Origin of the sequence: Streptomyces pristinaespiralis (genome assembly GCF_001278075.1) — a bacterium.
GTDB lineage: Bacteria > Actinomycetota > Actinomycetes > Streptomycetales > Streptomycetaceae > Streptomyces > Streptomyces pristinaespiralis.
The window spans coordinates 2,255,888-2,278,771 of record NZ_CP011340.1 but is presented as its reverse complement, the minus strand read 5'-3'; the positions used below and the strand labels follow the sequence as shown (position 1 = coordinate 2,278,771).

The window sequence follows — 22,884 nt, the reverse complement described above, 5'->3', positions numbered from 1 at the left end:
TCCCTCGGCCACGTGACTTATGGCGGAGGGACGCAGAACCAGGCTGATCGTGACGGCCGGCTCCAGCACGGCCATGGTCCAGCACGTCATCCGGAGCTGCAGCGGACAGCACAGCCTGGTACTCCCTGTCCTGAGAGGCGACGAACCGCCTCAGGCACAGCGGAACGCGCAGCGGCGCGCAGGACACTGACCCGCCCGATCTCGGCCTGCACATCGGGTTTGTCCTGGCGAGGGCACGGACAACTGGCGGCGCTCGGCCCGGGCCGCGTCTGACCGGCAGCGTCGGCGGCCCCGGCTCCACGAGCCGGGTGCCGCCGGCGGCCGCCCGAGCCGACGGAGGGCCGGCCGCTGCCCTCTCCTTGCCACGCTCCGAGCCGAATACCCGGAGTGCGAAAGTAGTTGACGTGGCATCGGCTCCTTGATCAGCAGGCCTTCGCCGTGACCGGAGTGAGCGGAGCCGTTCTGCCCGTGGCCGGGGAGGGCGGCCCTGTTCGGGCATCACCGTTCGGCCGCTCGGCGCATACATCCGGCGGACTCCGCGGAGAGCGGGCTTCCGCCGCGGGGACCGGTCAGCAGGTGGGGACGCCGGGGAGCCAGGAGTCCGCGACGTCGATGTAGATGTTGGAGACGTAGCCGCCGTAGTCGGGCAGGTAGGACCAGGCGTCGTTGCTGTAGCCGTCGGTCTGCACCAGTTGGCCGCGCACCTGGCAGCGGATCCGTACCGTCGTCGGGCCGGGGAGCGCCGTGACGCGGGTGGACGCGGTGGTGGCCGACTGACGGATGCCGACGTCCGTCCCCCAGGTCGGGAAGGACTTGGTGGTGGTGCCGTCGCCGGTCCACAGGTAGGTGACGGTCACCCAGCCGTTGTCGTTCAGGCCGACGTTGTAGAAGGTGCCGTCCGCCAGGTCGATGCCGGCGGGGTTGAGGACGCGGCGGCCGAAGCCGTCGAGGCCGTCGTTGTAGCCGCTCTCGTACGCCGCCTGCGCCTCTGGCATCCCCTGGGGCAGGTCCTTGAACGTCTCCCGTACGGAGGACGGGTTCCAGTGGTCGTCCCGGATGTTCCACGGGCCGACGTCCCAGACCGGCGCCGTCTCGCAGCGGGCGGGCCCGCAGACCCGGACCGAGTACTCACCGCTGCCCTTGGGGGACAGTCCCCGCCTCGAGGGCAGCGCCACGAAGTGGTCGTTCGGCTTGATCACATGCCCGTTGGCGGTGGTCCCGCCCACCAGGCCCTCGCGGGTGGCGTAGACGCGGGCGGTGAACGGTTCGGCGGACGCCGGGCGGGGAGAGACCACGGCCACGCTGTCGGCGGTGAGCCGCAGAGACTTCACCGCGGGGCCCGACCGGTCCCTGCCGCCCTGGAGGATCAGCCGTGCCTGGACCTCCGTGACGGTACGGGGCAGTTCGGCCGGTACGCCGGCGAGGGCCTCGCGCCACTCGGTCCAGGGGCCATTGCGGTCGCGGCCGCGGATGTCCACCTCCACCGCGGCCCCCGGCGGAAGCTCCGCCCCGACCTCGGCGGCGACGCGGTTGGCGCCGGTCTCCAGGCGGTGCACCGGCAGTACGGCGGAGCCCTGGCCGCGACCCGTGCCCGCCGAGGCGTCCGGGAGCGAGGTGTCGCGGATGCGCAGTGCGCCGTTCGCGTGGCGGACGTTGGCGTCGTCGTCGGATCCGCCTTCCGAACCGGCGGCGAGGTCCACGCTCCAGGAGACCCTGATGTCCGGTGTCGGTGCCGTGCGCTCTGTGGCCCGGGGGACAGCCGTTGACCGTGCCGTGCGCTCCGTGGCCGGTGCCGGGGCGGGAGCCGTTGGCGGTGCCGTGCGCTCGGTGGCCGAGGCCGGCCGGTGGGCGGCGGCGGACTCGGCCGTGTGCGGATCGGCGGCGGCGGCGCCCGTGCCCAGCGCCGCCGCGGTCAGTGCCAGCAGCGGCAGCATGCAGACCACCGGCCGGCGCCGCGCTCCACGGCCGCTGTTCATGGCGCTCGTTCGTCTCCAGCGCATGCTCTCGTTCCCCTTCGTCGAGTCGTGTCCGGTCGCGTTCCGCAGGGAACTGCGTCGACTTGTCATACCTATGTCTTCGACACGTTCGCGGCACGGGAGAGCCGGCGGCCCCGGTCTTCGGCCGTCAGGGTGAGGCCGTCAGGGTGACGGCCGCGATTGTCAGGTGCAAGACATTCGATCCTGGGCGAACGGTGGCCCGGTGTTCTTGTCATGGACAAGGCACCCCGTTACGTTCCCGGGGACTCACAGCGTCCGCGGCTCGACGTGCCCCGCCAGAGCCGCCTCCCCCACCAAGGAGCAATCGTGAGGTTCCTCAGACGCCTTTCCGCCGTGGTCGCCGCCGTCGTTCTCGCGCTCACGGGCCTGTCCGCCGCCCCGGCGTACGCCGGGGAGTCCGCGGCGGCAGCCGGTCCCAACTTCAAGGCCCCCTACCCTTGCGGCCAGCGATGGACCTACAGCCACCACTCGGCCGAGGTCCGACGCGCACTCGACTTCGTGCGGGCCGACGGCGGAACGACCGCAGGGACCCCCGTCCTCGCGTCGGCCGCCGGGACCGCCACGCGCCACTACCAGGCCGGCGGCGCCGGGAACTACATCGTCATCGACCACGGCGGCGGCTGGAAGACGTACTACTTCCACCTGGCCGCCTACTCCGTCGCGAGCGGCGAATACGTGGCCCAGGGCCGGCAGATCGGGACCACCGGAAGCACCGGCAACTCCTCCGGCGCGCACATCCATTACGAGCAGCTCTACAACGGCGTCGGCCAGAACATCGTCATCAACGGCTCCGGACTGTCCTACCCCGGTAGCTACCATCAGGCGTACCTGACCAGCGACAACGGCTGCGGCGGCACCGGCACGCCGTTCAACACCTGGGGCAGCGGCGTCAACGTCCGCGCCGACGCCCGTCTGAGCGCCCCCGTCGTCACCACGCTGGCCGGGCCGACCGCCGTGCGCGTCCTGTGCCAGAAGCAGGGCGACACCGTCAACGCCGAGGGCTACACCAACAACTGGTGGAGCAAGCTCCGCGACCAGAACGGCTTCATCAGCAACATCTACATCGACCACCCCGACGCCGTGCTGCCCGGCGTCCCGCTCTGCTGAACACCCGTCACCCGCCGTCGGCGGGCGGGCGAACCTCTCGCGGAAGGGCTCCGGTCACGGAGCCCTTCCGGTGTTCCGGCACGGCTGCGCCGCGACACGCGACGCGCTTAGACTCCGGTCGGCGGCGCACGGGACGCCGGTGACCACCGGGGGTGGGCCAGTGCTGCGGGTGGACTTCAGCAGCGGGGAGCTGTCCAGGCTGCGCGTCGCGCCGGGAGTCGACCCGCTGTGGGAGACCGCCCTCAGCCTCCATCTGCTCCAGAACCGGCAGGCCGCGCTCGCCTTCGACCCCTGGCGTCACGAGGCCCGTGCCGCCCTCGCCCGCGCCGGACTCGTCCCGGCGACCAGGGCGCTGATGGGACTCTGCCCGCCCAGCGGGTACTTCCCCGACTTCCTGACACCCGGGTGCGGCGACACGGACCTCGACACCGCCCTCGACCGGCTGCTCGCCACGCCCAGGCGACGACTGGCGGCCGAGCTGTCCCGGCTGTACGCAGACTCCGGCCGCGCCGTCCCGCCCGGCGTGCGGCCGCTCGCCGAGGGCAGGCCGGAAGCGCTGCGGCGGCTCGCGTGGGCGCTGCGCGGCTACTACACCGCGGCCGTCGAGCCGTACCTGTCCGTGATGCGCGCGCAGGCCGCCGCCGACCGCGCCGCACGGGCGGACGCCGCGCTGGTCCACGGCGCCGAGGGGCTGCTCACCGGGTACGACGAGCTCCCGGGATGGCAATGCGCGAGCGGCAGGCTCCGGGCCCCGTACCCGGTGGACCGGGAACTGCGCCTCGAGGGACGGTCGTTGACGCTCGTCCCCGCGTTCTTCTGCGTACGCGCCCCGCTCGCCCTGGTGGACGAGGAGCTGCCGCCGGTACTGGTGCATCCGCTGTCACCCGAGCCGCAGTGGCTCGCCCGGGCGCGCCGCGCCGAACCCCTGTCGTCGGTCGCCCAGCTGATCGGCGCGTCCCGAGCCCGGCTGCTGCGGCAACTGGACCGGCCGATGACCACCACGGGCATCGCCGCGGCGCTGGGGCTCGCCGCCTCGACCGCGAGCCGCCATGTCTCGGTCCTGCGCGACGCGGGCCTGCTCTCGTCCCACCGCCAGGGGATCCGCGTGCTGCACCGCAGGACCCGGCTGGGCGACGACCTGCTGGCGGGCGCGCCGCACTGAGGTCGTGGCGGGCCGCGCGTGGGCGGCCGGCGGCTCGCGGCGCGCCGAGGCGACCGGTCGGTCCGAGGCGCCGCGCCGCGGGGCGGGTGACGGGCCGCACCGCTGGTCGGTGCGGCCGAGGAGTGGGACATTGAAGGAAAGCCGTGCCCGCCCGACGAGACCCCAGGGAGGGCCCATGGGACGTGACGTCCCGGCGCTCGTCTTCACCCGTGACGACCGCCGCCGGTACCGGGAAAAGATGCAGAGCTGCCTCGACACGTTCGCGCTCATGCTGCGCGAGGCGCGCTTCGAGTCCGAGCGCCCGCAGGTGGGTCTCGAGATCGAGCTGAACCTGGTGGACGAGGCCGGTGAGCCGGCGATGCGCAACACCGACGTCCTCGAGGCGATCGCCGACCCGGCCTGGTCGAGCGAGCTCGGACGGTTCAACCTGGAGATCAACATCCCCCCGAGGACCCTCACGGCGGGCGGCCCCGACTCCTGGGAGCGGGAGATCCGCGACGCGCTCAACCACGCGGAGGAGCGGGCCTCCGAGGTCGGCGCCCACCTGGCCATGATCGGCATCCTGCCGACGCTGCGGCAGCGGGACGTGGGGGAGGCGGCGCTCTCGGAGAACCCGCGGTACCGGCTGCTCAACGAGCAGGTCTTCGCGGCGCGGGGCGAGGACCTGCGGATCGCGGTGGACGGGGTGGACAGGCTCCGCACCTACGCGGACACCATCACCCCGGAGGCCGCCTGCACCAGTACGCAGTTCCATCTCCAGGTCTCGCCGGGGGAGTTCGCCGCCTACTGGAACGCGGCGCAGGCCGTCGCCGGGGTGCAGGTCGCGCTGGCGGCGAACTCGCCGTTCCTGTTCGGCAAGGAGCTGTGGCGGGAGACCCGCATCCCGCTGTTCGAGCAGGCCACCGACACCCGCCCCGAGGAGATCAAGGTGCAGGGGGTCCGGCCGCGGGTGTGGTTCGGCGAACGGTGGATCAACAGCGTCTTCGACCTCTTCGAGGAGAACGTGCGCTACTTCCCCGCGCTGCTTCCGCTGTGCGACGAGGAGGACCCGCGCGCGACGCTCGACGGCGGAGACGTCCCCGAGCTGCCCGAGCTCACCCTGCACAACGGCACCATCTACCGCTGGAACCGTCCGATCTACGCCGTGGCCAACGGCAGGCCCCATCTGCGCGTGGAGAACCGGGTGCTGCCGGCCGGTCCGACCGTCGCCGACGTCCTCGCCAACGGCGCCTTCTACTACGGGCTGACCCGCGCACTGGTGGACGAGGAACGGCCCGTGTGGTCCCGGATGTCGTTCCAGGCGGCGGAGGACAATCTGCACGCGGCGGCCCGCCACGGCATCGACGCCGGCCTGTACTGGCCGGGGATGGGCGAGGTCCCGGCGCCCGAGCTCGTACTGAGGCGGCTGCTCCCCATGGCCCACCGCGGGCTGGAGCTCTCCGGCATGGACTCGGCGTGGCGGGAGCCGCTGCTCGGCATCATCGAGCAGCGCTGCGTCACCGCCCGGAACGGCGCCGTGTGGCAGGCGGAGATGTACCACCACATCGACTCGACGTCCCGGGTCGACCACCACGAGGCGCTGCGGCGGATGACCCGGCAGTACATCGACTACATGCATCTGAACGCACCGGCCCACACCTGGCCCGTGGAATGACGAGGCCCGTCGCCGTCAGGGCCCGTCGTCGAGCGGGCGCCCCATGGAACGTACGACGGCCCGCGCGGAGCCGACCGCGGTCAGGACGGCTGGACCTGGTCGAAGAGGGCGAGGGCTTCGGCGGGGTCCGGGCTCACGAGGCGTTCCGGACCGGCCGTCGTGATCTCCGCCCACCTGCCGGCCCGTGCCCACATCTGTTCCTCGAAGGCGCGGACGGCCTCGTCCGGATCTCCAGGGCCGGTGGCGACGGCCTCGCCGACCTCGGCACCGTCATGCAGGCCGTGGAGACCGTCAGCGCCTACTTCACCGGCGCGATCAGGCGTGAGATCGCGAACCTGCGGGCCGAGCGGGCCACGGGCCGCTCCGAGCGCGACTGGCAGCGCGCCTTTGGCCCGCATGTGACGAGAATGCCGGCCACGGGCCGCTTCCCGGCGCTGACCCAGGCCGCGTACGACGGCACGGACGTGGACGCGGGGACATCCTTCACGACCGCCTGGACCGGATCCTCGACGCCGTGGCCGTCAAACTCACCCCGGTCCCCGGCGTGAGCCCGCCAGTCATCGGATGAGTCGGCGGCACCACTCTTCTCCCGCAAGGCTCACCCCGCTACCATCGTCCGCATTGGGAGCGCTCCCACCTCCGTATACCACTCGTGCCGCCGCTCTCGGCGGTCCTGCTCGGAGAGGACGTTTCCGTGCGCAGAAGCGCCAGACCACTCGCGGCCTTATTGGCTGCGTTCGCCCTGACGGCCGGGCTGTTCACCGCAGGCAGCCCGGCCGTGGCACGCTCGGGCGAATCCGCCCCCGTCGCCGAACCATCCGATGTGTCGACGGCCGCGGACACCTACACCTGGAAGAACGTACGCATCGACGGCGGCGGCTTCGTGCCGGGCATCGTCTTCAACCGCTCGGAGAAGGACCTCGCGTACGCCCGCACCGACATCGGCGGCGCCTACCGCTGGAACGAGGCGGGCAAGGAGTGGACCCCGCTGCTGGACTGGGTCGACTGGGACCGGTGGGGCTGGACCGGGGTCGTGAGCCTCGCCTCCGACACGGTCGACCCGGACAAGGTGTACGCCGCCGTGGGCACGTACACCAACAGCTGGGACCCCACCAACGGCGCCGTCCTGCGCTCCTCCGACCGGGGTGCCAGCTGGCAGGCCACCACTCTGCCCTTCAAGCTCGGCGGAAACATGCCCGGCCGTGGCATGGGCGAGCGGCTCGCGGTGGACCCCAACAAGAACTCGGTGCTCTATCTGGGCGCCCCCAGCGGCCACGGGCTCTGGCGTTCCACCGACTCGGGAGTGACCTGGTCGAAGGTGACCGCCTTCCCGAACCCGGGCAACTACGCCCAGGACCCGACAGACACCAGCGGTTACGCGAACGACAACCAGGGCGTCGTGTGGGTCACCTTCGACGAGCGCTCCGGCAGCGCGGGCAGCGCCACACAGCACATCTACGTGGGGGTCGCCGACAAGGAGAACACCGTCTACCGCTCCACGGACGGCGGCGCCACCTGGTCCCGGATCGCCGGACAGCCGACGGGCTACCTGGCGCACAAGGGGGTGCTCGACTCCGGGACCGGCCATCTCCATCTGACCCTGAGCGACACCGGCGGCCCGTACGACGGGGCCAAGGGCCGCATCGCCCGGTACGACACGGCGACCGGCGAGTGGAAGGACACCAGCCCGACCGCCGAGGCCGACACCTACTCCGGCTTCAGCGGGCTGAGCGTGGACCGGCAGCGGCCCGGCACCCTGATGGCCACGGCCTACAGCTCCTGGTGGCCCGACACGCAGATCTTCCGTTCCACGGACAGCGGTGAGACCTGGACCAGGGCCTGGGACTACACCAGTTACCCCGACCGCTCCTTCCGCTACACGCAGGACATCTCCTCGGTGCCCTGGCTGTCCTGGGGCGCGAACCCGTCCCCTCCCGAGGTCACGCCGAAGCTGGGCTGGATGACGGAGGCGCTGGAGATCGACCCGTTCGACTCGGACCGGATGATGTACGGCACGGGAGCCACCGTCTACGGCAGCGAGAATCTACGGACCTGGGACTCCGGCGGCCGGATCACCATCACCCCCATGGTGAAGGGGCTCGAGGAGACGGCCGTCAACGACCTGGTGAGCCCGCCGTCGGGCGCACCGCTGCTGAGCGCCCTCGGTGACATCGGCGGCTTCCGGCACACCGACCTCGACGCCGTGCCGCCTCTGATGTTCACCTCGCCGAATCTCTCGTCGACCACGAGCCTGGACTTCGCGGAGGCCGCGCCCGCCACGGTCGTACGGGTCGGCAACGCCGACGCCGCCCCGCACATCGGCTTCTCCACGGACAACGGCGCCAACTGGTTCCAGGGCTCGCAACCTTCGGGTGTGACGGGCGGAGGCACGGTCGCCGCCGCCGCGGACGGCAGCGGCTTCGTCTGGAGCCCGGACGGCGCCGGCGTGCACCACACCACCGGGTACGGCAGCTCGTGGAAGGCGTCCACGGGCATCCCCGCCGGCGCGACGGTGGAGTCGGACCGCAAGAACCCGAAGAAGTTCTACGGGTACAAGGCCGGCACCTTCTACGTGTCGCAGGACGGCGGCGCCACGTTCACCGCCAAGGCGTCGAGCGGTCTGCCGCAGGAGGGCAACGTCCGCTTCAAGGCCCTGCCCGGTGCGGAGGGCGACGTGTGGCTCGCGGGCGGCACGGCCTCCGGGACGTACGGACTGTGGCACTCGACCGACTCGGGCGCGACCTTCCGGAGGGTCGAGGGGGTCGAGCAGGCGGATGCCGTGGGCTTCGGCAAGGCGGCGCCCGGCGCGTCGTACCAGACGATCTTCGTCAGCGCGAAGATCGGCGGGGTGCGCGGCATCTTCCGGTCCACGAACGGCGGCGCCGACTGGACGCGGATCAACGACGACGCCCACCAGTGGGGCTGGACCGGCGCCGCGATCACCGGCGACCCGCGGGTGTACGGGCGGGTGTACGTGTCGACCAACGGGCGCGGCATCCAGTACGGCGAGTCGTCGGACGGTGGCGGCACCGATCCCGACCCCGACCCGGACCCGCCGGGGGACGCGGGGTGCTCGGTCGCCTACAAGATCACCAATCAGTGGTCCGGCGGCTTCCAGGCCGAGGTGACGCTGACCAACAAGGGCGACGCCGCCCTGGACGGCTGGCAGCTGCGCTGGAGCTTCCCCGACGGGCAGACGGTCGGCCAGATGTGGAACGCCGCACACCGGCAGAGCGGCGCCGAGGTGACGGCCGAGAACGTCTCCTGGAACGGCAAGGTGGCCGCCGGCGCGTCGGTGTCCTTCGGGTTCACCGGCGGCTGGTCGGGCCGCAACACCGCACCGTCCGCCTTCACCTCGGGCGGTGAGAACTGCACCACAGGGTGAGGACGTGACCTCCGGGTCCTGGCCGGCTCGTGTGCCGGTCAGGACCCGCGGCCGATGGGCCCTCTCCGGACGGCATGTTCGGCCCCTGATGTCCAGTATGGCTTGTTTTTCCGTCTTGCTCGTTAAGTCCAATTGGGTTTTATTGTTGTGAGTTGGCGTTCTTGAGACGCTATGGCGTTCCGGGCGGTTGCACGCGGAGCCCGTGATGTCCGTCACCTGCCCGGCGGTCCGGAAGGTGACGCCGGACGACGTACTTCCCTTTCCCGGGAAGGGCTTTGAGTTTCTTGACGGGGAACCGACAATTGAAAAGCCGCGCGCGGAAGCCCCATTCGGATTGTGATCAGTAATTCGGCACTTGTTTCGCGGGGACGCTCTCGCTTACGGTCACCGTCAATCCGGGTGGACCGCCGAATCCTGCCGCCGTCCGGAAACCGCACCCACACTTCACGTACGGCAGGAGCGGGGGAACCAGGTAAGTCGCCGAACCGGAATCCGGAACGGCTCGGGGTTAAGTCGCATTCACCTGCGGCCGGGCATCTCCAGCCCGAACCCGACAGCTCACCTCGCAGGCGACGGAGAGGAATTCGCCATGCCCGCAAAGGGTAAGCACCGTCGTCCCAAGTCCCGTTCACTGACCCGTGGACTCGTCGCGGCCGGCACGGGCGGCGCCGCGCTCGCCCTGCCGCTCATCGGCGGCACCGCTGCTCACGCGGCACCCGCGGCGGCCCCCGCCGCGGCCGAGCGGACCGTGGCCCCGGCCAAGACGGTCGCCGCCGCCGCGCAGGCGGTCGCGAAGAAGGCCGGCACCGTCACGTATTCCGTGGTCGCCGGTGACTCGCTTTACAAGATCGCCGAAGAGCATTCCCTGAACGGCGGCTGGAAGCAGCTCTACAAGGACAACCGGAAGGCCGTCGGAGCTGACCCGGCGCTGATTCACCCCGGTCTCCGGCTGACCATCGGCGCCAAGGCCGAAGCAGCGCCCAAGGCGAAGCCGCAGGCCGAGGCGAAGGCCGCCCCGAAGGCCGCGGAAGAGGCCGAGACGTCCGAGAAGGCCGAGCGCGCCGCCGAGACGGCCCGCGCGGACCGCTCCGAGCGGAAGAGCGCACCGGTGGCCCAGGCCGCCGCGGCGCCCGCGAAGCCGGCCTACGCGAACAACCTCGACGGCTGGATCCGCGAATCGCTGGACGTCATGGCCCAGCACGGCATCCCGGGAAGCTACGAAGGCATCCACCGCAACATCATGCGTGAGTCCTCCGGCAACCCGCTGGCCATCAACAACTGGGACATCAACGCCATCAACGGCACGCCCTCCAAGGGCCTGCTCCAGGTCATCCAGCCCACCTTCGACGCCTACCACGTCGAGGGCACGGCCTACGACCTGTTCGACCCGGTCGCCAACATCACCGCCGCGTGCAACTACGCCGCCGACCGGTACGGCTCGATCGACAACGTGAACGGCCCCTACTGACGGGACCCGAGCGCCGGCCGACCAGCCGCCTCCACCTGACGGGCCGGTGCCCGGGACGCCCTCACGGCGTCCCGGGCACCGGCCCGTTGCCGTGTCCGAAGCCGCGCCCGCAGCCGCCCGCCCGGCCGCACGGCCCGCCCACGGCTCTGTCCGTGCCCCTGTCCGGCGTTCCGAGGTGAGGTGCCGCGCGGGCAGCGAGCGGCCCGCGCGGCGTCGAGCGGGCCGGTGAGTGGGCAACGGGGAGCGACGGGCACGGCGCGGCGCCCGGAGTCGCGGACAGGACGGTCGCACAGCCGGCTCGAAGGCTCGGGGCCCAGGGCCCTCGAGCGGCTCTCGAGCGGCTCGCGAGGTCCCGTGTGCCATCGTGGAGGCGTCGGCTCCGGCGGTCGATGGCGCGTTGATGTGTCCGCGCCGATGTCGACGGGGTGCGGCGCGACCCCGCCCCCGGTGGGCCGATCGCACGGGCCGTGCGGCAGAACGCCGCAGGTCACAGGTGTCCGGGAAGGGCGCGGTACGCGCCCGGCGACCCGGCCCGGGTGGCCGGCGGAGCCAGGCAACTCCCTGCCGTGCAGCTTCCTGGCCTGGCTGAATACGGACAGCCGGCCCCTCCCGGTGATTACCTCGTGTCAGGCGCCGGACGGCAGTAACGAACCGGCCGCCTCAGGACACCGGATAGGAACGTACGCCGCACCCGCAGCCACGAATGGAGACACTCCATGTCCCGTGCCACCCGTTGTACCGCCGCCGCATCCGCCGTCGCCGCCGCGTTCCTGGGCGGCATCCTGCTGGCCTCCCCGGCGCAGGCGGCCGAGGCGCCGCGGACGGCGCCGGCCGCCGCGGACGACTTCGTCTGGCCGACGCCGTCGGACCTGGACGACATCGTGTGCCCGGCTCTGCCCCTGCTTCCCGACCTTCCCGCCCTCCCCGACCGCCCCGGGCGGCCGGGCATGCCCGACGACTTCGTCTGGCCGTAACCGCACCGGAGCCGACGATGACGACAGTGATGAGGACCCGGAGTTCCGCGATGACCGTCGCGGGCACCGTGCCGGCGGCCCGCAGGGACCGGCGTCAGATCCACTCCCGCCGGGTGGCCTGCACGCCGGCCTCGAACCGGCTGGACGCCCCGAGCCGTTCCATGAGCTCGGCCACGATGCGCCGCTCGGTGCGCACCCCGATGCCCAGCGCCCTGGCCACGGCCTCGTCGGTGAGTCCGGTGGCGAGCAGCTGGAGCAACTTGCGCTCCTGCGGGGTCAGTCCGCCGGCCCGGGAGACCGGGGCGTCCATCGGGCTGGCGTGCTCCCAGTACGCCTCGAACAGCGCCCGCATGGCCAGGACCACCGGGGGACTGCTGAACAGCAGGGCCGAAGGCTGGGCCTGGCCGGGGAGGCCGGCGACGATCGCGGCCGACGTGTCGACGATGAGCAGCCGCATCGGCAGGGTCGGCGAGGTCCGTATCTCGCTCTGCCGCTCCGCCATCCACTGCGCGTGCGCCTTGGTGACGCGGTCGTTGGCGACACTGTCCAGGTAGATGGAGCGGAAGCGCACACCGCGTGCGAGGGCCCGCTCGTTGAGGGGGCGGCCCGCCTCGACCGATCCCTCGGTGAGGGTGTTGTCGGGGTGGAACGCGAGAGATTCCCGCGTGCAGGACTCGGCGAGGGCCTCGAGGCGGATCCGGATGTCGTCGACATTGTCGAGAAGCTCCGTTCCGTCGAGGTTCCCGGCCCAGCCGGAGGCGGTGTATTCGGCCGCGAGCGCGGCGAGGGCGGCACGGTTCTGCTCGATCCGCTGCTGACGCCAGGCCAGTTCGCGTTCCTCCCGCTGGAGCAGGACCTTCAGGCCGAGCGACGGATTCACCGCCCGCAGCTGGCCGGGAGCGACTTGGGACGGTGCGAGGAGGGAGAGCTGCGACAACCGGTCGAGTGCCGCCTCGACTTCCTCACAACTGCTGTCCACAAGGTCCGCGAGCCGTTTCGGGTCGTATTCCTTGTGGAACAGGATCGCGCGGTAGACCGCGAGGGTCTCTTGATCCAATGACGAAACTTCATCCACGTGGTGTTTCCCCCTTGACCACGGTTGAACGTTTATTCACCCACGTGTCAGGGCCCTTCGGAACGCACTTCGGCCGACCCGCACACATCCGCCGACAGTGAGTTCCTTTCACCCTCCGCACGCTTTCCGCACGTTACCCGCTGATCGATCTTCTTGACAGGGCGGCGGGATTCAGGACCGTCCCAAGTCTGTCGCAACTCCCGAAGGAGCCGGCCGTGTCCCTCGCAGCGTCCTACGCGCCCGCGCCGCTCGCCGGCTGCGTCGTCCTGGTCGTCGACGGCACCACGGGCATCGGCAGGGCCATCACCGCACGGCTCTGCGCCGCGGGTGCGGCCGTCGCCGTGGTCGGCGCGGGGCATCCGGGACGCGGTGACGACGCGGCGACCAACGCCGCCTTCCTCTGCAAGGAGCTCGCCGGCATCGGACACGTGGCACTGCCCTACCAGGTGGACGCCGAGGACACAGAGGCGGTTGCCGGGCTCCCCGGCCAGATCTCCGCGGACATCGGGCCCGTCAGCGCCTCGATCGTCGTCGTCCCTCGGTGCGGCGCGTCCGACCGGCTCGTGGAGACCTTCCACGCCGTCTCGTCCGCCGTCGCCCTGGCCCTGCCGGCGGGCGCACCGCACATCGAGGTCGACCCGGGCGCCCCAGCCGCCGCGCACGCCGCACGGTGCGACGACCAGCCGGCCCGTTCCGCGGTGGAGCGGCTGGTCGCGGCACTGAGCCGCACCCCGGACCGCAGACGGTCCGCCTGATCATCCATCACATCGTCACGGGGGTAGGACATGTCCATTCGCGTCGTCGTCGCCGGCGATCACCAACTCGTCCTGGAAGCGTTCGCGGAAACGCTGAACGGCACCGACGGGCTGGACGTCGTCGGTCTCGCCACCAGCTACGAGGCCGTCATGCCCGCTGTCGAACGGCACCGGCCGACCGTGCTGCTCCTCGGGGAGAGCACCATGGGCGGCAAGGCTCTGCGGGCCGCGACCGACGTCCGGTCCGCGCACCCGTGGTGCGGCGTCGCCCTGATGGTCGGCGCGGCCACGCCCGCGGTGGTCGACCGGGCCGTGGCGGCGGGCGCCCTGGGCGTCGTGCCGAAGAACGCGCGGCTGCCGCAACTGGTGACCACGCTCATGGGGGTGGCGGGCGGATGCCTGACGGTGGATCCCGCGCTGCTGAGACCGGCCGTCGCGGGGGAGACCGCGCTCAGCGTCCGGGAGATGGACGTCCTGCGGCTGACCGCCGGGGGCGCCAGCGTGAAGGAGATCGCGGGGGAGCTGTATCTCGCCGCCGGCACCGTACGCAATCTGACCTCCGCGGCCATCAAGAAGCTCGGCGGCCGCAACCGGTTCGATGCCGCGCGCATCGCGAGCGAACACGGCTGGCTGTGAGCGCGGGGCGGTACGGGGCCGGACGCGCGCCGGCCCCGGCACGAAGGGTGCCGGGGCGGGGCGTGTTCGGACGGTGCGTCGATGTGCTGCGGATGCTGCTACTTCTCCAGGCAGAACTCGTTGATCGGGTAGCCCACATGACGGTCGGCCGTCGGCAGGTGACCCAGGATCGTGTCTCCGGGCTTCAGTTCCGTGCTGTTGAGCACCGAGGCGCCGGGGCCAAGGACCCGTACGTGCCAGTCGTCCTGGAGGATCAGGTTGACGCTCTGTCCGTTGGGGGCGACCGCGTCGATGGAGATCAGCGGACGGGTCTCGATCTTGACCCGGCCGACGCTGACCGGCCGGGTGCGGCCCTTGACGTCCACCGCCAGGACCGAGCTGCCGGCGTGCAGTTCGCTCAGGTAGTGGGTGCGCCCGTTCTGCGCCACGGTGTAGGAGTGCAGCGCGCCCGCGTTGACCCGGAAGGGCCGCGTGGGCATGTACGGCAGCGGGTGCGTCTCGCTGACGCAGAGCACCATGCCCTTGGAGTGCGAGCCCACCAGAATGCCCTCGTCCTTGCGGAAGTGGGTGGTCGTGTCGACACAGGCACGCTCGCCCATGCCGATGTGGGTCGCCGCGGTCACGGTCAGCTCGACCAGGGGGATCTCACCGGTACGGGAGGACGCGGCCGTACGCAGCGCGGTCGCGTCCCCGACGGTGCGGCCCGGCATCAGCACACCGTCCGACCCCAGTTCGAGCACGCCGTAGACGATCTCGGCCTCCTCCTGGTTGGCGGCGGTCGTGATGATCGACCCCGGTGCGCCGGTGGCGGCCGCGATCACGATCTCCAGCGGGATCTTGGTGGGGTCGCGGAAGTCGAGGACGCTCCAGGCCTCCAGACGCGCGGCCAGGCAGGCGTCCTCGAGGGTGTCGGCGTCGACGATCTCGACGTAACGGCCGAACTCCACGTCCGGGTGCGCCTCGGCGAGCGGGGCGCGCGCGTCCTTGCCGCCGGGCACGACGACCAGGTCGGCCGTGCCGATGTCGTCCGGCACGTTCCCGTCCGGGTAGAGAAGGATCTTGCGGACGGTCGGCGGCAGACCGGTGAAGGCGGCGGGATCGGCGGCGACCACGCCGTCGATGCGCTGGTGGACCGCCTCCTCCAGGATGGCGGCGGTGGCGGAGCCGGCGTCGCGGATGTCAAGCCAGCACAGTTTGGCGTCCGTCATGATGCGGACCTCCTGTCGAAACGTCGAGACGTGAGTCGTCGAGGCGTGGATGGTCGGGATGCGCGGGGTCGAGGTGCGTGTCGTCCAGGTGGTGCGGGGTGAGGCGTTCGCCGTCGAGCCGTGCGTCGCCGCCGGCGAACGGGCCGGTACCGAAGTGCTGTTCGGGGAAGTGGTGGACCAGCCGGGCGACCTTCGCCGCCAGCCGCCGCGGGTCGGCGGCCTGGAAGATGTTGCGTCCCATGGCGACTCCCCCCGCGCCGCCGGCCAGCGCGTCGCGTACGTACGCGAGCACGTCCTCCTCCTTGTCGAGGGCGGGGCCCCCGGCGACGAGGACCGGGACCGGACAGGCCGCGGTGAGGTCGAGCATCTCCGCGGTCGACCCCAGGAACACGGTCTTGACCAGGTCGGCCCCCAGGTCGGCGGCGATCGTCACGGCGTGCGCGACCATCTCCGGGTCCCGGGGATCGGTGATCCGCGGCCCGCGCGGATACACCATGGCGAGCAGCGGCAGGTTCCAGCGGTCGCAGGCGTCGGCGATCCTGCCCAGGTCGCCGATCTGCTCCCGCTCGTCGTCGGAGCCGAGGTTGACGTGGACGCTCACCGCGTCCGCGCCGAGGCGGAGTGCCTCCTCGACCCCGGCCACGACGTACTTGGCGTTCGGGTCGAGCGCCCGGCTGGTGCTCGCGTTCAGATGGATGATCAGCGACATGGCGGCGAACCGCTCCGGAGAGATGTGCCGCACACTGCCCTTGTGCACGACGACGGCGTCCGAACCGCCGGCCGCGAGCCGGCCGGCGAGGTGGTCGAGCGTCGTGCCCTTGGGCACCACGGGACCGTCACTGATCGAATGGTCGAGAGGGGTGATCATCAGGCCGGCAGTGCTGTGGCGGTAGAGCCGCCGCAGCCGCAGCGACCGGGCGAAGTGGCCGTATGAGGTCATGTGACGCCCTTTCTGCTTCGCGGGATTGCGTGATCGGGCAAGGACCCCGCGCCGCCTCTGCGGACGGGATCGGCCCGCGCGGTGGCTTCGCGCGGGGGGCTCGTACCGGGCACCGCGCCGCGCCGGTGGGCGCGCACGGGCGTCCGGATGTCGTGCGCCGGGGCGGCTGGCGGACGGGTCTCGTCCGGTGGTGCCGTGACCGAGCGCAGGTAGGTGCGGTCGGGCTTTCCCGAGGGCGTGAGCGGGAGCCGGGGCCACACGGAGACCCGGACCGGCGCGTGCTCCGGCGTGAGCGTCGCGGCGACGTACCCCCGCAGGTCGCTCGAGGTCCGTGAGGCGCCGGAGTGCAGTTCGACGGCGGCGTGCACCTGCTCCACGTAGTCCCGGTCGCGTACGCCGAAGACCGTGGCCTGCCGCACCTGCGGGTGTCCCAGGAGCGCCCGCTCGATGGCGGCCGGATCCAGCTTGAGACCCCCGTGCTTGATGACGTCCCCGACACGGCCGTCGAGGCGGAGGTAGCCGTACCGGTCCCAGTGCCCGAGGTCGCCGGTGAGCAGCCAGCCGTCCTTGAGCGCCGTGCCGGTGAGCTCCACGTCGTCGAGGTAACCGGCCGTGACGGTGGGCGAGTTCACCCAGATCTCGCCCGTGACACCGCGCTCGACCACCGGGCCCCCGCCCGGAGCGCGTATCTCCACGCGCACCCAGGGGAAGGGGCGGCCGACGGAGCCGAGCAGCTCCGGTTCACGGTGGTCCAGTGGGTTGAGGCTGCTGATGCCGCCGGCCTCCGTGGTGCCGTACACCTGGATCAGTACGTCGCCGAAGAGTTCCACCGCCCGCGCCACCCGGGCCGGCGCCGCCGGTGTGCCGCTGTAGGTGATGCGGCGCAGGGACGACAGGTCGGTCCTCGCGATGTCCGGATGGTCGAGCAGCCGGTACAGGTGCGGGACGGCGAGGTAGACGTCCGTGACCCGCTGCTCGGCGAAGGCGCGCAGCACGTCGTCGGCGTCGAACCCGTCGTGCAGCACCACCGTCCCGCCGCTGAGCAGGACGGCGTCGGCCATCGGCGCCGTCGTATGGCTGATGGGCGTGACCGACAGCAGCGTCGCGGGTCCCCGGGGATCGAGGCCATGTGCGAGGCGGCTGACGAGCTCTTCACGGGTGCCGTAGCGCTGCGCCACCATCTTGGGGCGGCCGGAGCCGCCGCTGGTGAAGTCGACGACCGCCAGGGCGTCCGGCCGGCCCTCCCGTAGCCGGCCGAGCGGCACGGGGTGCGCGGGGGCGCCCGGCGGGATCGGCAGGACGGTCAGCCCCGGCAGACGGTTGGACAGCCAGCGCCCCCGCTCGGCGCTCTCCTCGTCCACCAGCAGGAGCGGCACACCGAGGTCGCGCAGCAGCTCGGTCTGGGTGCTGACCGAGAAGGTCTCTGTGTCCGTCCTCGGGTTCATCGACCGTACGTACACGGAGGTCGCGCCCAAGAGGTGGACGGCGTACCGGGCGCTGAGCATCAGCGGATGGTTCGGTCCGGTGAGGACGGCGACGGTGTCGCCCGTTCCGACACCGTGGTCGTACAGCAGGGTCGTGGTGCCGAGGATCGAGTCGGTCAGTTCACCCGCCGCGACGCTTCCGTCGCGCCGGTGCACGACCGCCCGGTCGGGGTCCCTGCCGAGTGCGTCGAGAATACGGCGTACGTAGGGCACGGATCGGGTGGTAATCATGTTCCTCCTTCCTTTTCGCGTCGGAAATGCCTGGAGAATCAGGCGGATCGTCCTGCGGGAGAGGTCACACGATCTTCATCTGCGCCATCATTCCCATGGCGCTGTGGTCGATCATGTGGCAGTGGTACGGATAGACGCCCCGGTGGGTGTCGAAGGTCATCTGCAATTTGACCGTCTGCCCGGGGAAAAGGAGCACGGTGTCCTTGAGTCCCGCCTCCGCCGGGTAGACCGGCTGCCCGTCCCTTTCGAGAATGCGGAACTGGACCAGGTGCGTATGGAAGTTGTGCGGCACGGTGACACTGGCGTTGGTGACGGTCCAGACCTCCGTGGTGCCCCACTTGATCTCGGTGTCGATGCGGTTCGCGTCGAAGGTCCTGCCGTTGATGTACGCCTGGTGGCCGCCGCTGCCCGGTTCGTCCATCTGGAGCTCGAAGGTCCGCTCCACCGTGGGGTTCGGCAGCGCCGGCAGGGTCGTCAGCACGTCGGGGACCCGGCTGTCGTCGGGGGTCCTGTCGCCCACGTCGAAGCGCATGATCCGGCCGACCAGGTCGGCGGGGCCGGGCCCCAGCATGTTGCTGAGCTCCAGCTGCGTGCCCGGCGCGTACTTGGAGAAGTCGATGACGAAGTCGGCCCGCTCGCCGGGGGAGAGGACCAGGACGGGAGTGGGCGCGGGCGCCGGGAGCAGTCCGCCGTCGGCGCCGATCTGCGTCACCTGGCTGCCGTCGGACAGCGCCAGGATGAAGATGCGAAGGTTGGACGAGTTGAGCATCCGGAAGCGGTACTTGCGTCCTTCGACCTTCATGTACGGCCACGGCCGGCCGTTGACCAGGATCGTGGTCCGGTTCTCGGCGTCGTCCATCGTGTACACCATCCGGCCGGACGCGTCGAAGTGCGCGTCCCGCAGGACCAGCGGCACCTCGTAGCGCCCCGACGGCAGGCCGAGCGCGTCCTCCTGCTCGTCGCCGAGCAGATACAGGCCCGACAGGCCGCGGTAGACGTGCTCGGACTCCATGTGATGGGCGTGGTCATGGGTCCACAGCGTCGCGCCCGGCTGCCTGTTGGCGTACACGTACGTCTTGGAACGGCCCGGCGCGATCGTGTCCATCATCCCGCCGTCGCTCTCCACCGGGTTGTTCGCGCCGTGCAGGTGCACCGAGGTGGGCATGTCGAGCAGGTTGATCTGCCTGACGACCGCGGTGCGCCCGGAGCGGGCCCGGATGGTGGGGCCGGGGAAGGACCCGTTGTAGGTGAGGACCTCGGTGCGCCGACCGGGAAGGATCTCGAGCGAGGTCCGGCTCATGGCCACCGCGTAGTGGTCGGCGGACCTCGTCCTGCGGTAGGGGCGCAGCACCTTCGGCACCGGCAGCGGCACCGTGAACGGCGTGACCGCCGGCCCTGCCGCCGCCCCGGCGCCCGCCGGGGCGGCGTTCGCCGGTCCCCCCGCGGCCAGGGTCTGGAAGAGCCCGCCCGCCGCGCCGACGGCGCCGAAGGCGCCCGCGGTGAGCCCGAGCCGTATTGCATGACGACGAGTGAGCACGAGGTGATTCCTTACTGAAGTAGCCGTGATGTGCGGTGAATTCGTGTTCCGAGCATGCGCGGAGAAGTGCGGAACTCCGAGCCGACGGGTTCGTCCGCTGTCATGTGTCACCCGTTCCATGACCTCGGTCACCGGAACGGAACGCCGAATTACCGGCGGCGCGGCGCGTATTCGAAGTGACACGGCGTAGGAGAAACGGCGGAGACCGATGACGGGTGTCATGACGGGTACCGGCCGATGTCACGGGAATTGCGCGCGGGCGGCGGTTCCGCGGTGCCCGGGCGCGAGAGTGATGACCGACGTCTGTCCTCATCACGCGAGCGGAGACCACCATGCAGACGAATTCACCACGGGAGACCGGGGAGGCGCCGTCGCCGCCACGGGCCGCGCCCGTCTTCCGCGACGACGTCCACGTCGCCTTCGACGGCGAGTCGGCGACCCTGACGAGCCCGGTCACCGCCTTCACCCTGCGTCCGGTGCGCGGCGGCATCCGCCGTGCGCTGCGGCGTCTGAGCCAGGGGCCGACTCCGGTGCACGAACTGCTCGAAGGGCTGCGGCCCGCGGAACGCGTCCAGGTGGAGCGGTTCCTCGACCGCGTCGGCCACCTCGTCGCCCGCAGCGTCCTCACCCACGGCGGCCCCGGCGGGCGCCGCGAGCTGATCAGGCTCGAGCCGACCGCCCGGGACGCCGAGTACATGGCGGGCGAGGTGGACGCCCAAGTGCCGGTACGTCTCTCCCGGTTCGCGTTCCTGCGCTCACGGGACGGCGCCCTGGTGCTCGAGTCGCCCCTGGTGAAGTTCAGGGCCGTCCTGTCCGACCCGGCGGCCAGGGAGATCGCGGCCGCGCTCGGGGAGCCGGTCACGGCGGGGAGCCTGGCGAAGGCCGGCGGCCTCTCGGACGGCGAGACCCTGGACGTGCTCCGCCACCTGGTGGGCGCCGGCTTCGCCGAACAGGCCCACGCGGACGGCGCCTTCGCCTCCGACACGGAACCGACGCTGCGGCAGTGGGACTTCCACGACCTGCTGTTCCACTCCCGCGTCCGGTCCGGCCGCTACGACGACGTGTTCGGCGCCGTCTACCCCTACCGGGACGAGATCGACCCGCAGCCCGCGATCAAGCCGGCACCGGAGGGCCCCACCGTGGAGCTGCACCGGCCGGCACGCGAGGACATCGCGGACCGCGACCCGTCGCTGACGGCCGCCGTCGAGACCCGCCGCTCCATCCGCTCCTACGGCGAACAGGCGCTGACCGCACGGCAGCTCGGCGAGTTCCTCTACCGCGTGGCCCGGGTGCGGGCCCACTACACGCCGGAGGAGGGCAGCGGCCGCGACGAGGTCGTCTCGCGCCCCTACCCGAGCGGCGGCCAGGGCTACGAGCTGGAGCTGTACGTCACCGTGCGGCGCTGCGAGGGCCTCGACGCGGGCATCTACTACTACGACCCCGTCGCCCACCGCCTCGTCCTCGTCAACGACGGGGCCGCCGACCGCGAGTCGCTGTTCCACGTCGCGTCCAGGGCGACCGGCATGGAGGCGCGACCGGACGTACTGATCACCATGACGGCACGCTTCCAGCGCATGTCGTGGAAGTACCGCGCCATCGCGTACGCGACGACCCTCCGGCACACCGGTGTGCTCTACCAGACCATGTACCTGGTGGCGACGGCGATGGGCCTCGCCCCGTGCGGGCTGGGCAACGGCGACGCCGACATGTCCGCCCGCGTGCTCGGCCTCGACTACCTGCGTGAGTCGTCCGTCGGCGATTTCCTGCTCGGCAGCCGCAGCCCGGACGACACCGTGGCCGGCGAACCGGAGGCGGGCTGGCGCATGCTGAACGATCCGCAATGGTCGCTGCAGAAGGACACATAGGCCGGCCGTGACCTGCGAAAGCGCCGCTTTTCCCGCCCACTTCCGGGCGAGGAGAAGCGGCGCTTTTGTATTCCGGTGGCCGCGGTTCCGGCGTGACCGCAGTTATTCGTGCGGTGATAAATGTCAGCGTGGGCACGGAAAGTCTGGCTTCGTGGTGGCCGGCCGAGCATTATTGGTTGTGCAGCCGGACGGGTTGCACAGAAGAATTCGGAAAGGAATTCAAAATGAGCATCAACGACATCAAGAACGACGACGCGGACAAGGCCTTCGAGAGCTTCGACGTCGACGAGCTCGAGACCCTCGAGGTCGCGCAGGGTGTGGCCCTCCCCGAGATGGGCGCCTCCAGCGGCTCGATCGGCACCTCGTCCTCCTCGTCCTCCACCTGCTCCGCCTGCTGAGTACCCCTCGACCGAATCCCGAAAGGATCCAGACAATGAGCATCGACGACATCAAGAACAACGGCGACGACGCGGCGAAGGCCTTCGAGAGCTTCGACGTCGACGAGCTGGAGACCCTTGAGGTCGCGCAGGGTGTGGCCCTCCCCGAGATGGGCGCCTCCAGCGGCTCGATCGGCACCTCGTCGTCCTCGTCCTCGACCTGCTCCGCCTGCTGATCCGAGGTATCTGATCGGACGTTCCAAAGGATGCGCCCATCCAGCCGGGAGCTGGATGGGTACATCCTTTTGTGCGCCGGAGCCCGGCCCCCGGACCGGCGGGATCCCGGCTCGCGCGCGCCGGCGGGACCTCGGCCCGCGGGGAACTCTCAGCCGCGCACGGCCACATGGAACGAGGACAGCCACAGCACGACCGCGGCACCCGCCCCGACCACGACGCGCACCGTCTCGTCGGTCGAGCCGGCCAGGGCGACCACGACGCCGACGACCGCGACGGCCGTCAGAAGGACCGCCGTCCACCTGTACTGCCACTGGTCGAAGAGGCGCGCGAGCGGAAAGAAGTGCAGGCCCACCACGAGGCAGATCCCCGGCGGGATCAGCTCGGCGTGGCCCGTCGCGTTCGACGCGGCGATCACCGCGAAGACGGCCACCACCTCGACGGCGTTCACCAGGCCCACCCCGCGGTTCCACTTCTCCGGCAGCTCCACCATGCGGCGGGCCGGGCCCGCCGCTCCGCGGAACGCCAGGACCACGGCCACGACGGTCAGTACGGCGCCCACCGCCCCGACCGTGACGGAAATAGGCATCGCGGCGATGCCGGAACCGGCCGCAAAAGCCCACACCAGGGCAAAGACCGCGAGAACTATGGCCCCGCGGCGGCGCAGATTCTGCGTGAGTGTCAGGCACTCCGTGTCCGTAGTCATGGCCGGAGGGTACAGCGATCTCCACGCCCGGCTGACGGGTTTCGGCCACGGGCGGACCGTCATGCCGGCGGCGCGGGTGTCATGAAAGC

General features: G+C 71.3%; 18 protein-coding genes, 2 pseudogenes and 1 riboswitch. Of the genes and pseudogenes, 12 read left to right on the top strand and 8 right to left on the bottom strand.

Annotated elements, in window-relative coordinates:
* Positions 1–569: 569 nt before the first annotated feature.
* On the bottom strand, positions 570–2,000 hold the full coding sequence (locus tag SPRI_RS09485; protein ID WP_037773555.1) for a hypothetical protein: 1,431 nt from the start codon (positions 1,998–2,000) through the stop codon (positions 570–572).
* 303 nt (positions 2,001–2,303) lie between these two features.
* Here SPRI_RS09485 and SPRI_RS09480 point away from each other — a divergent pair, with 303 nt between their 5' ends.
* The 3 genes from SPRI_RS09480 (at position 2,304) to SPRI_RS09470 (ending at position 5,920) form a co-directional block, all read left to right on the top strand.
* Positions 2,304–3,104, top strand: a complete 801-nt coding sequence (locus SPRI_RS09480; RefSeq protein WP_005310765.1) for a peptidoglycan DD-metalloendopeptidase family protein — start codon at positions 2,304–2,306, stop codon at positions 3,102–3,104.
* Positions 3,105–3,273: 169 nt separating this feature from the next.
* Positions 3,274–4,266: a helix-turn-helix domain-containing protein gene (locus SPRI_RS09475; RefSeq protein ID WP_234020361.1), complete on the top strand. Its 993-nt coding sequence runs from the start codon at positions 3,274–3,276 to the stop codon at positions 4,264–4,266.
* Positions 4,267–4,441: 175 nt separating this feature from the next.
* Positions 4,442–5,920 carry a glutamate--cysteine ligase family protein gene (locus SPRI_RS09470; RefSeq protein ID WP_005310761.1) on the top strand — a complete coding sequence of 493 codons (1,479 nt, stop codon included), beginning with the start codon at positions 4,442–4,444 and terminating at the stop codon, positions 5,918–5,920.
* Positions 5,921–6,000: 80 nt separating this feature from the next.
* Here the strand turns inward: SPRI_RS09470 and SPRI_RS37005 are convergent.
* A pseudogene (locus SPRI_RS37005) lies at positions 6,001–6,195 on the bottom strand (FAD-dependent monooxygenase); the annotation flags it as partial.
* Between SPRI_RS37005 and SPRI_RS09465 the strand changes: the two are divergent.
* The 4 genes and pseudogenes from SPRI_RS09465 to SPRI_RS09450 all read left to right on the top strand — a co-directional run.
* Positions 6,166–6,488, top strand: a pseudogene (locus SPRI_RS09465) (TetR/AcrR family transcriptional regulator); the annotation flags it as partial. The pseudogenes SPRI_RS37005 and SPRI_RS09465 overlap by 30 nt on opposite strands.
* 126 nt (positions 6,489–6,614) lie before the next feature.
* Positions 6,615–9,305 (top strand): cellulose binding domain-containing protein, encoded by a 2,691-nt coding sequence (locus SPRI_RS09460; protein WP_005310756.1) that lies wholly within the window; start codon positions 6,615–6,617, stop codon positions 9,303–9,305.
* A 424-nt stretch (positions 9,306–9,729) separates the two neighbouring features.
* Positions 9,730–9,892, top strand: a riboswitch (cyclic di-AMP (ydaO/yuaA leader).
* Positions 9,893–9,894: 2 nt separating this feature from the next.
* The gene (locus SPRI_RS09455) at positions 9,895–10,773 is read left to right on the top strand and encodes a LysM peptidoglycan-binding domain-containing protein (RefSeq protein WP_005310753.1); all 879 of its coding nucleotides are present in this window, start codon (positions 9,895–9,897) and stop codon (positions 10,771–10,773) included.
* Positions 10,774–11,489: 716 nt separating this feature from the next.
* A complete protein-coding gene (locus SPRI_RS09450; RefSeq protein WP_005310751.1) occupies positions 11,490–11,747 on the top strand; it encodes a hypothetical protein in 258 nt (85 codons plus the stop codon).
* Between the two features lie 94 nt (positions 11,748–11,841).
* Here the strand turns inward: SPRI_RS09450 and SPRI_RS09445 are convergent, their stop codons facing one another.
* Positions 11,842–12,804, bottom strand: coding sequence for a helix-turn-helix transcriptional regulator (locus SPRI_RS09445; protein WP_234020360.1), 963 nt, complete (start codon positions 12,802–12,804; stop codon positions 11,842–11,844).
* Positions 12,805–13,037: 233 nt separating this feature from the next.
* On the opposite strand from SPRI_RS09445, the gene SPRI_RS09440 reads away from it, so the two are divergent.
* On the top strand, positions 13,038–13,577 hold the full coding sequence (locus SPRI_RS09440; RefSeq protein WP_053556852.1) for a Rossmann-fold NAD(P)-binding domain-containing protein: 540 nt from the start codon (positions 13,038–13,040) through the stop codon (positions 13,575–13,577).
* A gap of 30 nt (positions 13,578–13,607) precedes the next feature.
* A complete protein-coding gene (locus SPRI_RS09435) occupies positions 13,608–14,213 on the top strand; it encodes a response regulator transcription factor (RefSeq protein ID WP_005310744.1) in 606 nt (201 codons plus the stop codon).
* A gap of 98 nt (positions 14,214–14,311) precedes the next feature.
* Here SPRI_RS09435 and SPRI_RS09430 read toward each other — a convergent pair whose 3' ends face one another.
* The 4 genes from SPRI_RS09430 to SPRI_RS09415 form a co-directional block, all read right to left on the bottom strand.
* Positions 14,312–15,421, bottom strand: coding sequence for a 3-dehydroquinate synthase II (locus tag SPRI_RS09430; protein ID WP_005310742.1), 1,110 nt, complete (start codon positions 15,419–15,421; stop codon positions 14,312–14,314).
* Positions 15,393–16,361, bottom strand: a complete 969-nt coding sequence (locus tag SPRI_RS09425) for a 2-amino-3,7-dideoxy-D-threo-hept-6-ulosonate synthase (protein ID WP_005310740.1) — start codon at positions 16,359–16,361, stop codon at positions 15,393–15,395. The genes SPRI_RS09430 and SPRI_RS09425 overlap by 29 nt, the downstream gene beginning before the upstream one ends.
* Positions 16,358–18,076: a class I adenylate-forming enzyme family protein gene (locus SPRI_RS09420; protein ID WP_078951235.1), complete on the bottom strand. Its 1,719-nt coding sequence runs from the start codon at positions 18,074–18,076 to the stop codon at positions 16,358–16,360. The genes SPRI_RS09425 and SPRI_RS09420 overlap by 4 nt, the downstream gene beginning before the upstream one ends.
* Before the next feature lie 64 nt (positions 18,077–18,140).
* Positions 18,141–19,613, bottom strand: a complete 1,473-nt coding sequence (locus SPRI_RS09415; RefSeq protein ID WP_005310738.1) for a multicopper oxidase family protein — start codon at positions 19,611–19,613, stop codon at positions 18,141–18,143.
* Between the two features lie 332 nt (positions 19,614–19,945).
* Between SPRI_RS09415 and SPRI_RS09410 the strand changes: the two genes are divergently transcribed.
* The 3 genes from SPRI_RS09410 (at position 19,946) to SPRI_RS09405 (ending at position 22,091) form a co-directional block, all read left to right on the top strand.
* Positions 19,946–21,478: a SagB/ThcOx family dehydrogenase gene (locus SPRI_RS09410; RefSeq protein WP_005310737.1), complete on the top strand. Its 1,533-nt coding sequence runs from the start codon at positions 19,946–19,948 to the stop codon at positions 21,476–21,478.
* A 224-nt stretch (positions 21,479–21,702) separates the two neighbouring features.
* The gene (locus tag SPRI_RS37000) at positions 21,703–21,876 is read left to right on the top strand and encodes a thiazolylpeptide-type bacteriocin (RefSeq protein ID WP_078535228.1); all 174 of its coding nucleotides are present in this window, start codon (positions 21,703–21,705) and stop codon (positions 21,874–21,876) included.
* A 35-nt stretch (positions 21,877–21,911) separates the two neighbouring features.
* The gene (locus SPRI_RS09405; RefSeq protein ID WP_005310732.1) at positions 21,912–22,091 is read left to right on the top strand and encodes a thiazolylpeptide-type bacteriocin; all 180 of its coding nucleotides are present in this window, start codon (positions 21,912–21,914) and stop codon (positions 22,089–22,091) included.
* A gap of 149 nt (positions 22,092–22,240) precedes the next feature.
* Here SPRI_RS09405 and SPRI_RS09400 read toward each other — a convergent pair whose 3' ends face one another.
* On the bottom strand, positions 22,241–22,795 hold the full coding sequence (locus tag SPRI_RS09400) for a hypothetical protein (RefSeq protein ID WP_037773551.1): 555 nt from the start codon (positions 22,793–22,795) through the stop codon (positions 22,241–22,243).
* Positions 22,796–22,884: the final 89 nt, after the last annotated feature.